The 13,992-nt window shown below is 53.3% G+C and carries 8 protein-coding genes; 2 read left to right on the forward strand and 6 right to left on the reverse strand.

Going from position 1 to position 13,992, the window contains the following annotated elements; genetic code table 11:
• Positions 1-4 precede the first annotated feature (4 nt).
• Positions 5-406, reverse strand: coding sequence for a TraR/DksA family transcriptional regulator (locus tag G497_RS0102725; RefSeq protein WP_245576336.1), 402 nt, complete (start codon positions 404-406; stop codon positions 5-7).
• Positions 407-1,033: 627 nt separating this feature from the next.
• Between G497_RS0102725 and G497_RS0102735 the strand changes: the two genes are divergently transcribed.
• Positions 1,034-2,701, forward strand: a complete 1,668-nt coding sequence (locus G497_RS0102735) for an AMP-binding protein (RefSeq protein WP_034636275.1) — start codon at positions 1,034-1,036, stop codon at positions 2,699-2,701.
• A 159-nt stretch (positions 2,702-2,860) separates the two neighbouring features.
• Here the strand turns inward: G497_RS0102735 and G497_RS18860 are convergent, their stop codons facing one another.
• From G497_RS18860 to G497_RS16385, 5 genes are all read right to left on the reverse strand, one after another.
• Positions 2,861-5,275: a methyl-accepting chemotaxis protein gene (locus G497_RS18860; protein WP_051257758.1), complete on the reverse strand. Its 2,415-nt coding sequence runs from the start codon at positions 5,273-5,275 to the stop codon at positions 2,861-2,863.
• A 640-nt stretch (positions 5,276-5,915) separates the two neighbouring features.
• Positions 5,916-8,330, reverse strand: coding sequence for a methyl-accepting chemotaxis protein (locus tag G497_RS18865; RefSeq protein ID WP_051257759.1), 2,415 nt, complete (start codon positions 8,328-8,330; stop codon positions 5,916-5,918).
• A 542-nt stretch (positions 8,331-8,872) separates the two neighbouring features.
• Positions 8,873-9,883, reverse strand: coding sequence for a YdhW C-terminal domain-containing protein (locus tag G497_RS18870; protein WP_051257760.1), 1,011 nt, complete (start codon positions 9,881-9,883; stop codon positions 8,873-8,875).
• Positions 9,880-11,985 carry an aldehyde ferredoxin oxidoreductase gene (locus tag G497_RS0102765; RefSeq protein WP_027187004.1) on the reverse strand — a complete coding sequence of 702 codons (2,106 nt, stop codon included), beginning with the start codon at positions 11,983-11,985 and terminating at the stop codon, positions 9,880-9,882. Before G497_RS0102765 ends, G497_RS18870 begins: the two co-directional genes overlap by 4 nt.
• Positions 11,986-12,242: 257 nt before the next feature.
• On the reverse strand, positions 12,243-13,037 hold the full coding sequence (locus G497_RS16385; protein ID WP_211228734.1) for a 4Fe-4S dicluster domain-containing protein: 795 nt from the start codon (positions 13,035-13,037) through the stop codon (positions 12,243-12,245).
• 52 nt (positions 13,038-13,089) lie between these two features.
• On the opposite strand from G497_RS16385, the gene G497_RS0102775 reads away from it, so the two are divergent.
• Positions 13,090-13,896, forward strand: coding sequence for a formate dehydrogenase accessory sulfurtransferase FdhD (locus tag G497_RS0102775; RefSeq protein ID WP_051257762.1), 807 nt, complete (start codon positions 13,090-13,092; stop codon positions 13,894-13,896).
• Positions 13,897-13,992 lie beyond the last annotated feature (96 nt).

Genomic DNA, 13,992 nt, shown 5'->3' on the forward strand with positions numbered 1-13,992 from the left:
GGGGTTACCTCCCGGCACAATCCACGCAGTGCGAAGCTTCCGGCATTGCCATTAAGCGCGGCATGGGAATGACTTCCCCGCATTCAAGGCAAAAACCAAATTCAGGGTCATCATCCTCTAGACGTTTCAGGGCATACCCCAACCCCGCAAGGCGTGAACGTGAAGCCGCCAGGGCGGCATCGTTCACACTTTTATTGATCAGCGCATCCATGCGGGTAATTTCGTCCATGTCTTCGGCCTTTACGGGGCGGGTAATCTCTTCAAGGTGCGCCACATCACGGGTGATGCGTTCAATTTCCGAGCGCACTTTTGCTTTCAGCGCAATTTTTTCCTGTTCCGTCATGATTGTTTTTCTCAGCAGGGTTTTGGCCTTACACAGGCACTTATTCCAATTCCAAGGGAACACTACGTTTTCCTTGGAGAGCCGCCTTGCTTCTCCAAAACCTTCGGTTTTGGTTGTCTGCTTGCACAGACTCTACTCTACCAATTCTGACAGTACTCCCGCAGAATTGGTAGAACACCCCCAATGGAGCGTGTATGCCACAAACACACCCAGCAGAAGACTTCACACGAAGGCTTCACTGGGTATACCGGCATTATGCCGCCGGCAGGCCAATAAACACAGGAGGGCTGGAAGGAAAGAGAGCAGCACCGCCACAAGACGGTGCTGGGGAAAACAAAAACTGCACACAACGGCCATGCAGGCACCGGGTTCACAGTTGTAAAGAGTGTGGGCACACTACACCACGGCGCAGCAAATTCCAAGTTTTAATTTTAGCAAACGCCAATTGATTTTATTTACCAAATGCCAAGGTTTTTGTAATGGTTTGCATATCATAGTGTAAAAAAGTAACTATCCATAATTATTCACTTTAGGCAATTTTTTATCTGCCCAAGGCCTTCCCAAGGGGTTGCCTGCATAAGGTTCAGTAGCTACTGTTCAAAAAAACGGCTGCAAAGCCATTCAAGTGAAGCACAACACGCCCGCTTCAGGGCACCCGATTATATTCTACCTACTCGTATGGAACTACCTATGAACCAAGAGCCTTTTACCCTGCGTAAGCACACCTTGGGCCAATTGCTAGACGCCACCATTGCCGCCCACCCCAATGCTGATGCCATTGTCTATGTTGACCGCAACGTGCGCCAAACCTGGGCCGAATTTGGCACCGCCGTAGACGACCTGGCCAAAGGGCTTATGGCCCTTGGCGTTGAACCCGGTGAAAAAATAGCCATTTGGGCTACCAACGTGCCCCACTGGGTAACCACCATGTTTGCCGCTGCCCGCATTGGGGCTGTGCTGCTTACCGTAAACACCAGCTACCGGGAACACGAACTGGAATACCTGTTGCAGCATTCCCAGTGCGAAAACCTGTTTGTGATTGAAGGCAACCGTGACCACGGCTTTGTGCAAACCCTGGGGGCTGTGGTGCCGGAGTTGACTACCAGCCAGCCAGGGAACGTGCAGAGCAAAACGTTCCCCCACCTCAAGCGCGTTATCTTTTTGGGGGAAGACCCCCACCAGGGCATGCTGGGCCTTTCCGAGGTCATGGCAGCAGGCGCAGCCATTCCACAGGCCGACTACCTTGCCCGCCAGCAGGCCGTAAAACCTACTGATGTAGTGAACATGCAGTACACTTCCGGCACCACAGGCTTTCCCAAAGGGGTGATGCTTTCACACATCAACATTGTGAACAACGGGTACTGGATTGGCCTTATGCAGCGCTTTTCCCCTGCAGACAGGCTGTGCATTCCTGTGCCCTTGTTCCACTGCTTTGGCTGCGTGCTGGGGGTAATGGCAGCGGTCAACCACGGCGTAACCATGGTTATTCTTGAAACATTTAACCCCGTGCAGGTGCTTACTGCTGTGGAAGCGGAGCGCTGCACCGCCCTGTATGGCGTACCCACCATGTTTCTTTCCGTGCTGGAGCATCGCTCCTTCCCCAAATACGACGTTTCCTCCCTGCGCACGGGCATTATGGCAGGTTCGGTGTGCCCGGAACCCCTCATGCGCCGGGTGGTGGAAACCCTGAACATGCGCGAAGTGACCATTACCTACGGCCTCACTGAAGCTTCCCCCGGCATTACCATGACCCACGCCCATGAAGAATTCCACCGCCGGGTAGGCACCGTGGGCCGCGTTCTGCCCGGCATTGAGGCCAAAGTGGTTCTTCCCGGCACCCTGGAAGAAGCCCCGCGCGGCACCCCCGGCGAAATTGTGTGCCGGGGCTATAACGTGATGCAAGGTTACCTGAACATGCCGGAAGCCACCGCCGCCGCTGTTACCCCGGATGGGTGGCTGCATTCTGGCGACCTGGGCACCATGGATGAAGAAGGTTATGTGGTTATTACCGGGCGCATAAAAGACATGATTATTCGCGGTGGGGAAAACGTGTACCCGCGGGAAATTGAAGAATTTCTTTCTTCCATGCCCGGCGTGTTCGACGTACAGGTGGTGGGGGTGCCCAGCCGAGTGTATGGCGAAGAAGTGGGCGCGTTCATCATTCTTCAGCCCGGTGCCAGCATTGGGCCGGATGATGTGCGGAAGTTCTGCCGCGGGAAAATTGCCTGGCATAAAGTGCCACGCCACGTGGCCCTGGTGGAAGCATTCCCCATGACAGCCAGCGGTAAAATTCAAAAATATAAATTGCGGGAAATGGCCGGGGAATTGTTCCCTGATGCCATGAAAGGAAAGCGCTAGAGCCTTTTCACTGTTACAATGCTCTGGCATAGGCGCAAGCATGTATCCGCTGCAAAGGCAACACACCCTGCTGCATAACAAACACCACCCCAAGGCCAATAACCTTTGGGTGGTGTTTGTTATGCGTAGAATGTGTTTTTTAGGTGATAACGGTTTTGTCTACTTCAGCTGCTCCATTACCGCATCTAGTTCCTGGGCAGTGTGGGCAAGTTCCTGCACGGCCTGGCTTGACTCCAGCATGCCGTTGGTTGTTTCACCCACAATACTGCTGATTTCTTCAATAGCCCTGTTAATTTCTTCTGAAGTGGCGCTTTGTTCTTCTGCCGCAGTGGCAATTGCAGAAACAATGGACGAGCTGGAAGAAGCAATCTGGACAATTTGGCGCAGGGCGTCGCCAGAGGCATTGGTGTATTCCGTGGCACCTTGAATGGTGTTTACCACTTCGTGCACACCATCAATGCTAACCCGTGCAGACTGCTGAATGGCATGGATGCTGCCGCTGACTTCCTGGGTAGCGTTCATGGTTTTTTCCGCCAGTTTACGCACTTCATCGGCAACCACGGCAAAGCCGCGCCCGGCTTCCCCTGCCCGTGCTGCTTCAATGGCGGCGTTCAGGGCCAGCAGGTTGGTTTGGTCTGCAATATCGGAAATAACCAAAATAACGCCGTCAATGTTTGTGGCCAGGGTGCCCAGTTTTTCCATGTCCTGTTGCAGCACAGCCGCCATGTTGTTCACGGCATTGATGGAAGTAACAGCCTTTTCCACCAGTTGTTCGCCGCTCACAGCTTTTTTTTGGGTTTCTTCGCTTTGCTGGGCTGCCTCGCCTGCACTGCGGGCTACTTCCAGCACTGTGTCATTCATTTGGGCCATAGCGGTTGCTGTGGATTCCACCCTGGAGCGCTGCAATTCTGCCCCATGGGAAATCTGCTCCACCTGGTGGGAAAGTTTGTCTGTGGCCTCGCTTACGCGGTTGGCCACTTCCGCGGCAGCCTGGGCCACAGCATGCATGGTGCGTTCCCGGCGTTTTATTTCTGTCAGGTCGGTGACCATTTCCAAAAAGCCCACAACTTCACCCTGGGTGTTGTGCAAGGGGCTTGCTGTTACGGCTATATCCTGGTCTACCCCAGGCTTGGGGTGTACAATGGTTTCGCCAGCATTGGAGGCTTTGCTTGCCAGGGTTGCCTTGCCAAAGCAGTTTTGGGTGTTGCAAGCCTCTGCCTGGAAGCAGGAACTGCACTCTTGGCCTATTTTGTTGCCTCCCAGCATTTCCTGGGCTTTCAGGTTCTGGTATTTCAATTTGAAATCAACACCGCAGGTCACAATGGGGTTTGGCAAGTTATGCAGAACTGTGGTGTACGATTGTGCCACAGCGTTTACAGAGCGGCTTAAGTCGCCAAACACCCCAGGAAAGGCCTCTGCGTTGCTTCTGTGCATGAAGGAACCCGCCATGACCTTTTCTGTCATGCCAGTGGTTTCTGCCATAAGCTTTTGTAATACTTCGGGGATTTGTTTAAGAGCCCCCACCATGGTGCCAATTTCCCCTTTTTCCCGCACGGGAATGGGGGAATTGAAGTTGCCATTGGCCACGGCGTTGGCAAATGTGCCCACATTGTTCAAAACGCGCACCAGCCCAAGAACAATGTATAAGGCAAAGCCAATGCCCACCAAAATGGCGCTGGCGCTTACCGCAAGCATAAGTTGCTGGGCAGAAGCATTGCTTTGTTCAAAATTCTTGGCCCCGGCAATGGCGGCTGCATCGCGCTGGGTATTGAGCTTTATCAGTTCTTCTGTAGCAGAGGTAAGAAAGGCTGTCATGGCCTGCACCGATGTGGCAACAGCAGCAAACTGCCTTTCCATGGTTTGGATGCCTTGTGTAACCTTGGCAAATTCCGCCTGGACAATGGCAAATGTATTCTTTTCTGCTTGTTGCTGCAGGGTTTTTTCCAGGGTCGCAAGTAAGTTGCCTGTACGAAGGAGCGATTCTTTTACTCTGCCACCATCTTCTACATTTCGAGATTCAGAATAAATTCCCGCAGAGCCACGAAGAATGCAAAATTCCTCCCATACATCTGAAAGATTGGCCAGGGCTGCATCATTATTGGAAGCAGCACCCTGGTTACGCAGGGCGTGCAGGTGGTTTGCCATTTCTTTCGCGTGGAGCAAAAACTGGTTTGTATAGGCACCATGGCCAGCAAGCAGGGTTTCCCTTATGGCCGCAGGCAGGCTGCGTGCCTTGTTCAAATCTTCTTTTTCACGGGCAATGGAGGCCCTGTTGCTTTCCTGTTGAGAAAGAGAAGAGGCAAACTCCAACTGTTTGGCGATGTTGGCAAAATTTTCTTCCGCTTTGTTGATAAACTGGGGAGAACGCGAGGACAGGAACTGCACTGTATTGCCAGAAAGGGCATTGAGTTCTGTTAACAGGTCACTGGCTACGGTGTTGAACCGGGCAAGCCTTCTGTATTCTGCAAATTCATGGGTGGCTGTGGTAATGCCCCGGTTGCCGATAAAAGCCACTGTTATGGCGATAAGAATCATGAGGCAAAAGCCAATGGCAATTTTGTACTTTGTGGTCATTTTCGTTCCTTCCTACGCTATGGTTCTCTTGCCAAAAACACTCAATGTGTCATGTTTGCTGGTCAAGGAGTTATGCTTGAGCAGAATGATACAGGGGGTCACTTTGCCGTGTTCATAGGGGGTGAATATCCTGGCGGCTATTTCCAGCAATACAGTTCCTCTTGTAAAAAACTGTTGCCTGTATCACTATCCCTATCGTCCGCTAAGGACATTTCTTTATAGGATTCCTTTGTGTAAACTGTTTCTACTACGGGTGCAATAGGTTCTGTGTATTTTTACTGGGAGTGTGGTGGTTACTTTTGCGTAAAAGGGATGGGTGTGTAGGTGGCTGCATTATTAGCTCAGATACTTGTTGTTCTACTATTACAGTGTATTGTATAAGTGTACCTTGGTTCAGGGGGCAACAGCGTTAAGGCAATTAATGAATGGGATGAGCTAATTGCTCTGCAAGGATTTTTTCTAAAAGCCCTTGCCATAAGAATGCAGCAGAACAGCGGAATTGGACGGGGGAACAACGTGACCCCACCGCAACGTGGTGCATGTTCCAGCAAAAACAGTGCACCATATAAAAACAGCAGGAACTGCCCGTTGGTGTTCCTGCTGTTTTTTGGTTGCCAGAAATGGCGCTGGCTGAAAAAGGTTATCCTTTTAAGCGTTCCATAACGGTGTCCAGCTCCTGGGCAGTGCGGGCCAGGTCTTGCACGGCCTGGCTGGACTGGAGCATACCATCACTTGTTTCCACTGCTATGCTGCTAATTTCATCAATGGCGTGGTTAATTTCTTCGGAAGTGGCGCTTTGCTGTTCTGCCGCTGTGGCAATGGAAGAAACAATGGCAGAGCTGGCGGAGGCAATGGACACAATTTCGCGCAGGGCGTCACCCGAAGCGTTGGTGTATTCTGTGGCGCTGCGAATAGTGTTTACGACCTCTTGTACTTCCTCAATGCTAACCCTGGCCGATTGCTGAATGGCATGAATGCTGCCACTGACTTCCTGGGTTGCGTTCATTGTTTTTTCTGCCAGCTTGCGCACTTCATCGGCTACCACGGCAAACCCGCGGCCCGCTTCCCCTGCCCGTGCGGCTTCAATAGCGGCGTTCAGGGCCAGCAGGTTGGTTTGGTCGGCTATGTCGGAAATTACCAGAACAACACCGTCAATGTTTGAAGCAAGGGAGCCCAGCTTTTGCATGTCTTCTTGCAATACTTCTGCCAGCTTGTTTACGGCATTGATGGATTCTACCGCTTTTTCCACCAGGATTTCGCCGTTCACCGCTTTTTGCTGTGTCTGGTCACTTTGCTGGGCAGCCTCACCTGCGTTGCGGGCCACTTCAAGCACGGTAACATTCATTTCTGCCATGGCTGTGGCGGTGGATTCCACCCGCGAGCGTTGTAATTCCGCCCCGCGGGTAATCAGTTCCACCTGCGAGGAAAGCTCTTCCGAAGCAGCCGCCACCCGGCTTGCCACTTCACTTGCGTCCCTGGCCACAGCCAGCATGGTTTTTTGCTGGCTTTTGATGTCTGTGAGGTCGGTAATAATTTCAAGGAAGCCGACAATTTCGCCGGAAGTGTCCTTAAGCGGTGTTGCTGTTACGGAAACGTCTGCCTGCGTGCCTTGCGGGTTAACAATGGTTTCGCCCGTGTAGCTGCCTTTTTTGGCCATGGCATTTTTGCCCAGGCATTTGTCTGAATTGCAGGCGTCTGCGTTCATGCAGGAGGCGCACTGGATGTTAATTTTGTTCCCGCCAACGGCCCCTTGGGCAGCGGTATTCAAAAATTCAATGTTCATTAATTTGTTGCAGGTCATTAGGGGGGCAGGCACGGCGTCCAGCACGGCGGTGTAGGCGTTGCTGACATCGTTTACGGTTGCCCCAAGTTCTGCAAATGTGCCGGGCAGGCCTTCAGTGGAAATGCGTTCACGGAATTGCCCTGCAAGAATTTTGTTGGAAAGTTGTTTGGCTTCAGTAATAAGTCGTTGCAGAACAACAGGAATTTGCCGCATTGCCGTAACTGTTTCTCCAATTTCCCCTTTTTCCCGCACGGAAATGGCAAAGGTAAAGTTACCGCGTGAAACGGCTTCTGCAAAGCCGTGCAGTTCACGCAGCACCCGAATAAGACCAAAGCTGATGTACAGGGCAAATGCAATGCCCAGCAAAATGCCACAGGCGCTGACAAGAACCATGCGCTGCTGGGAGGCACTGTTGGCTTCCTGAAACGCTCGGGCACCCTTGAGGGCTGTTTCATCTGCCGTAATGTTAACTTTGTCCAGGGCGCTGGCGTTGCTGTTCAAAAAGGCGAGCAGGCGCTCTAACTGGCTGTTTACCCGGGCATACCGTTCATTCATGGCTTTGAAGGCGTTATTGAGTTTGGTAAACGCTTCTTGGGCTTTGGCAAAATTTTTCAAGCCCTCGGTGGTGTGCAGGGTGGCCCCCAGGCTTTCAAGGCGGGTATGGGTTGCCTGGAGCTCTTTTGTCAGTTGGGTCGCACTTTCAGCGTTTCTTGTTTCGGAAAAAACCCCGGCTGTGGCGCGCACGCGGGAAAAGTCGTCCCACACGTTGGAAATAGAAGCAAGTGCTTCTGCATTGTTCACAGAAAGGGCCTGGTATTGAATGCCGTTCAAACTTTCAACCAGTGTGGCAACGCTGGGCAAAAACGTGTTTGCATAGAATGCGTGGGCTTCTTTGATGGAGTCGCTTATGGCCGCAGGCAATGTGGCCACCGAACCCAAGTCATTTTGCAGGGTGTTAAACGCGCCCATGGAGTCCCCAGGCTGTGATAGAGACTTGATGTCAGCAAGCTTCTGGGTGATACTTCGCATGCTTTGGTCTGCCCTGGTAAGCAATTCAGGCGAATAACTGTCAAAGTATTGGAACATATTGGAAGACAGGGCGTTCATGGAAGAGACGAGGTCGCTTGTGGCCGTATTCAGGCGCGCCAACCTTCTGTATTCCTGAAATTCATGTGTGGCAGTGGTTAAGCCCCGGTGCCCAATAAAGGCCACCGTAATGGAAATCAGGATCATGATGCAAAACCCTGTTCCAATTTTGTACTTTGTAGTCATGGTAATCACCTTACGTTTTGTTTTGGGCTTCTGTACACAACATGCAACACAACCCCATTGCGCATTATTCTTGGCAAGCCTGGCAAAGAAAGATTATTGCAAAATAGTCTTAATTAAGGGCCGGCTATGTGAGCATTCTAGGCCTTGGTTGCATAGGACCTTTCTTCCTGTGCAATGCAGCATGCAAAACACGAACCAAAAGCCACAAAAAGAAATGGCATACATTAAGGTTCGTAGCCCTGTCATTATTCCGTATCGACTAGTATACAGGAAACTTAATCTCTTTGGCTAGGGGTAAAGTAACTTCAACGTGAAATTGTTATGCAGAGGCAAGGTAACCGGCCGCAAAGCATGACGTTTCTGTCTCTATGACATAATGGTATGTGCAGAATTTTTCGTAGTGCGTTGTATCATTCTGTACAGAATTGTTTTTGCATTGGTTCCCATGAAATTACAAACACCCTTACAAGCTTGCCTGTAAGGGTGTTTGTAAGGGTGCGGAAAAAACAAGAAGCGTAGCGTAGTTGCTGCGCCCCAGTCTTTTACGGGTTCATGATGAGTCCGGTATCTGCCCGCTCTGCCAGAAATTCGGCGTGGTCATGGTCCAGGTACTGGGTGGAATACAGGTACACTGTGCCCACAGCACTTTCCACAAACCGAATGTCTGCCCATTCCGGGGTTGCAGCCAGCTTTTGCAAGCATTCCTGCACCACTTCGGGGGTGAAGTCGAAGGGCGGGTATTCAAACAGGTCCAGGGGCACCGGGCGTGGGTACACCTGGGAATTTTCCCGTACCACATTGGCCAGCAGGGCCGGGGGGTTCCCTTTGCCTGCCAGAATACCTGCATAGACATCGCTCATTTCTGTGCGGATATAATATACGGTGATTCCTTCTGCCGTGGTGCAGGTGGCTATGGCCGGGTTGGTGGTTACCAATATGTCCAGCAAGGCATCGAATGCCGCCAGTAGTGCAGCCACAGCGGCTTTGCCTGCGGCGGCGTTAGCTTCCTGCACCGCAGGAGCAGGGGGGGCAACTGGGGCTTTTGCTTCTGCTTTGGCAGGGCGTCCCACAAGGTTCGCCAGCAGTTCCCTGCGGCTGATCTGCGCTTTTGCCGATTTTTTGCCAGCCTCAGTGCGGGAAGCCGCTTCCCCAGGCAGGGGGGCAGAGGGGCCTTCCCCTTCATGGGTGGTCAGGGTGATGTCTGGTGTTTCCTGTTCCTGCATGGGGCCGTTGGCCTTAGGTGCCGTGCCAGCGACTGCTGCAAAAGGGCCAGCCTGTTCCCCAGCCTGCTTCTCAGCCTCTCCCGCAGAGTGTTTCAGGGGGGCTGCCCCTGTGGGCACTGCCCCTCCGTCCTCTTGAAATGCCAGGGCTTCTTCCAGCAGGTTTTCCAGCCGCCGGGCAAAAAGCCCCCGCAGTGTTTCTTTATTTGGCAACTCTTCTTGGGTGTTGCACTGGCCAATAAGTTCAGCCAGCACAGCCAGCCCCTGGTGTTGCATTTCCTGCCCAAGACCTTGCAGGGCCTGGGCAGGGGTAATCACTTCCGGCTCACTCATTTGGGCAACAACCCGCCTTTTGCCAGTTCATCTGCCACATACCCAAGCCCAAGCTGCTTATAGGCCTGTGCTGTGGGGGCGCCTGTGGTTTTGTCCCAGCCCATCACTTCATAAAACAGGTCAAGGCTCTTTTCGATATCTGCCTTGTCCATGCGGATGGTGCCCTTGCTGAAGGCTGGCTTGTCCTTAGCGTCTTTGAAAATCCATTCAGGGCTTTGGTCGTGTTCTTTACGCATGTTCACCTGGTTCATGCCCCGTATGGTCAGGGCGCGGTGCAGGGTGAAAATACGCTCGCCCACCTTGTCCAGCTCGTCTCTGGAAAGGGTGTGCCCGGTGGCCAGGGAAAAGAGTTGCGATTCCAGGGTGTCGTCCCCGGCATAACCGCGCTCTTTCAGGGGCGAGGCAATCCACGGTCCCATCCAGTTACAAATGGAAAGGCTGTCGTGCAGTTCTTTGCGGATAATTGCCCACTTGGCCCGGCGCATTTTGTAGATGTTGGTGGGGGTGTATTCGCCCACAGCGTCTACGGCGTCGGCAGAGCCCCAGTTCTTTTCCGCCAGCTTTTTCTGCTCATGAATGGGCAGGCCGCTACGCACAAAGTTGCAGTGGGAATGGCACTGGGCGTCGCGGTTGTACTGGGTGTTAATCACCACGCCACACTGGCCGTCGTCTTCATTGGCGTGGTGCTTGGGGTGGCCCATTTTCCAGTAGGCTGTGTCTTTGTCTGCGCCCCATTTTTCTTCATCCAGGTTCCAGCGCTTGAGCATGGGGCCAGTGCCCAGGCCCAGCACTTCACCAAATTCGCCCTGCTTGTTGGCAATGCGGGGAAGAATGTCGAACAGGAAGGTGGGGTCGCCGTCATCACATTTTTTCCAGGGAATGGAAGCATATTCTTCCGCCCCCAGCTTTTGCTTGAAAATGCCTTCCTTGTGCAGGCGCACAAAGTCGCGCTGCAACTGCCCGTAGTTGCACCAAATGCCCAAATCGTCTGCAAGGTGCATGCCCACAAAGCTGGCTTCACGGCCTGGGGTGCCCCTGTCTTTGGCAAGGGAAGGGAAAAAGCTGCGCCCGTAAATAAGGCCAACGCAGGTGTTTTGGGCCAGTTCCTGAATGCCGTATTTGGCGGCAATGCCTGGGTCTTTGATTACCGTGTGGCAACGAATGGGGCAGCTATGGCAGCCGTTGCCGCGCACCGTATATTTCCAGGTTTCGTCTCCCAGAAAATACGCGGCGTTGTTGGTGCGGAATGAAATGCGGTTGAGCGAATAGATGTCGTCCGTAAGGGTAACGGCAGGGGTTGCTGCCCCCCAGCGCTTGCCAGGGGCACCCACCCAGCGGGAACCGGGGTTGAAGTATTCGCTTTTTGGGTGGGGGAAGCTGGGCACCACATGCTGGTTGTTGGCCCCAAGCAGGCTGCGGTGCAGGTTGATGAGGTTTTCCCATTTTTGCTTGTCTGCTGCAATGCGAACAGGCATTTTGCCTTGCACGGCAATGGCTTTAAGCATTTTGCTGCCCATTATGCCCCCTATTCCGCCAGCGGAGTGGGAACGCCCGGTAATAACCACGGCCATGGGCACCTGGTTTTCACCTGCCTGACCAATGGAAGCCACGGCACTTTCCTGCCCAATTTCCTGGCTAATGGTGGATTCCGTGCGCACAATGCCCTGGCCCCACAGGTGGGAGGCATCTTTAATTTCTGCAATGCCGTCATGCACGTGCAGCCATACGGGCTTGTCTGACTTGCCTTCCACAATAATGGCATCAAACCCGGCATATTTCATGCGGGCTGCAAACTGCCCCCCCATGTGGCCGCTGCCCACCAGGGGCATGGGTGAAACCGTGGGGAAAATAGTGGTAACAGCTGTGCGGCCATTGCAAGGCACCCCTGTGCCTGCCAATGGCCCCACGCCAAAAATAAGTTTGTTTTCGGCATCAAAGGGTTGTACGTGTGCGGGCACTTCTTCCCACAGTACTTTGTAGCCAATGCCCGTGCCACCCAGTACGTCCAGGTAGCGCTCCACAGTGTCTTCCAAGGTAATTTTCCGGGTGGAAAGGTTAACGCGCAGAACCTTACCCGCCCATCCGCCATATTGATTAGCCATAGCAGTTCCTCTTCGCTTGGTTGCCAACGGGGCTGCGGCCCATGGTGCCCATTACGGGTGGGCGCAGAGTGCGTGGCAAATTCTAGAACATTTTCATAGGGAAAATGTTTGGTGGACGCTTGGCGGAAAGCCGCAAAGCGTGTGGCACATAATTATCATTCCAACTTGTTGCATACTCTTGTGAAAAGAGTTGCCGGGCTTTGGGCAACCATTGGTTTACCGTTACCCCGCCCCAAGGTAAAAAGAGCATCGTGTTTCTACTTTGCCGGGGTGAACAACGGGTTCGGCACCGGGTTTTGCAGTGGGTTGCGCGGGCCGCCAGGTGCTGCCACGTGGCAAGAGGCACAGGCCGCGGCTTTGCTTTCCGGCACTTGCAGTAAAAAGGCACCGCGCGGGGGGGAAGTTTTTGTTCGGTCGCTCCACGGTACATAGCGCAACGCGCCGGAGGGGCAGGCGGTAACGCACTTGGGTTTGCCGTTACACAAAAAGCACTTGTCTGCCTTGCCCTTGTCTTCATTAAACGTCATCATGCCCCATGGGCAGGCCATTTGGCAGGTGCGGCAGCCCACGCAGCGTTCCGCGTCTACCACGCGGGTGCCGGAGCCGGGCTGGGCAATAATGGCATTATGCGGGCATGCGGTGGAGCAGGGCACCGGGTGGGGGCACTGCCTGCATGTGTCTTGCACCACCAGGGAATTGCCCCACAGCCCCAGCTTTTCTGTGCCAAGGGCCCCGGCAGGGCCATATTGCAGGTTGCGCCCAATTTTGATGCGGGTAAGACCAGGGTCTGCCTTGCCGTCATTAAATTCAGTGCAGGCAAGTTCACAGCGCTGGCAGGCCACACACAGGGAAGGGTCCCCCACAATCATGCCAGAAGCGCGTTCCATAATAATAAACCACGGCTTTTCCGCACCAAATGCCTCAGAAGCTTTCAAGGCAGCCATGCCTGTGAGCACGCAGGCAGAACCTTTTATAAACCCGCGCCGGCTGATCCCTTCAGGGGAATCTTCCATTGTTGCTTCCATGGGGGCAATAGCATCTTTACTGCTCATATTTTCTCCTTTATGCTGCATCATTCCAATCGTACCATTTTTCGGAGCCACTATGCTTGTAATTCCACAACAAGAACCTGAAGCACACGACGACCGCAGAGAAATTCATATAGTGGAGTACACAGGGAAACCTGTGAGCCGCACTATTTTTGCCATTCGCGAAACCTCGTTGCACATCTTTATCAATGATCTTCCTTTTGTACGCCTTGCCTGCACGGGTAAATACCCGGCCTACCTGGCTGTTGGGTTCCTTTTTTCCTGCGGCGTTATTGAAAGCGCTGCCGACATAGACGGCCTGGACATTGTCAATAATGGTGAAGAAGGGCTGGAAGCACGCCTGCGCCTGAACCGCAGCCTGACCTTGCCAACACGTACTGTTACTTCCGGCCTGGGCTCTACTTTTCAAATGCCCAAAGCCACCATGGCCCCCCTGCCCCCTGCCCCAAAGGACTACTTTGAAGCAGAAACCATTATGCGCCTTTCCGGTGAACTTGAGGAGCGGGCAAACCTGTATCATATCACCCGTGGGTGCCACAATTCTTCCTTGTGCAGCAACGATACAATGCTGCTGTACCGTGAAGATATTGGCCGCCACAATGCCATTGATACCCTGGTGGGGCAATGCCTGCTGGAAGAACGCGACACCTCTGCTGTCATGATTCTCAGCACCGGGCGCATTGCTTCAGAAATTGTTCAAAAAGTGGTCCGTGCCCGCATTCCTGTGTTGGCTTCCACCGCCGCCGCCACCAGTATTGCCGTGGAAAATGCACGGGCTTTTGGCTTGACCCTGATGGGGAAAACATCGCCCAAGGGCATGTGGATTTATAACAACACCGGGTGCTTGCGCGTGTCTTCTTGATTTCCGCTCGGGCTTCGTAGCGATGCGCGGGGTGGCAAAGCCACCCGCACCCTCCGCCCTCGCTCCACGGCTCGCTATGCTCGCGACTGCCGTCTT

Origin of the sequence: Desulfovibrio cuneatus DSM 11391 (assembly GCF_000430005.1) — a bacterium.
In the GTDB taxonomy this organism is placed as follows: domain Bacteria; phylum Desulfobacterota; class Desulfovibrionia; order Desulfovibrionales; family Desulfovibrionaceae; genus Frigididesulfovibrio; species Frigididesulfovibrio cuneatus.

Coding starts and splice junctions, on each gene's coding strand:
- G497_RS0102775 (WP_051257762.1), top strand. CDS start 13,090: ATGCTTGTAATTCCACAACAAGAACCTGAAGCACACGACGACCGCAGA.
- G497_RS0102765 (WP_027187004.1), bottom strand. CDS start 11,985: ATGGCTAATCAATATGGCGGATGGGCGGGTAAGGTTCTGCGCGTTAAC.
- G497_RS18860 (WP_051257758.1), bottom strand. CDS start 5,275: ATGACCACAAAGTACAAAATTGCCATTGGCTTTTGCCTCATGATTCTT.
- G497_RS0102735 (WP_034636275.1), top strand. CDS start 1,034: ATGAACCAAGAGCCTTTTACCCTGCGTAAGCACACCTTGGGCCAATTG.
- G497_RS18870 (WP_051257760.1), bottom strand. CDS start 9,883: ATGAGTGAGCCGGAAGTGATTACCCCTGCCCAGGCCCTGCAAGGTCTT.
- G497_RS18865 (WP_051257759.1), bottom strand. CDS start 8,330: ATGACTACAAAGTACAAAATTGGAACAGGGTTTTGCATCATGATCCTG.
- G497_RS16385 (WP_211228734.1), bottom strand. CDS start 13,037: ATGAGCAGTAAAGATGCTATTGCCCCCATGGAAGCAACAATGGAAGAT.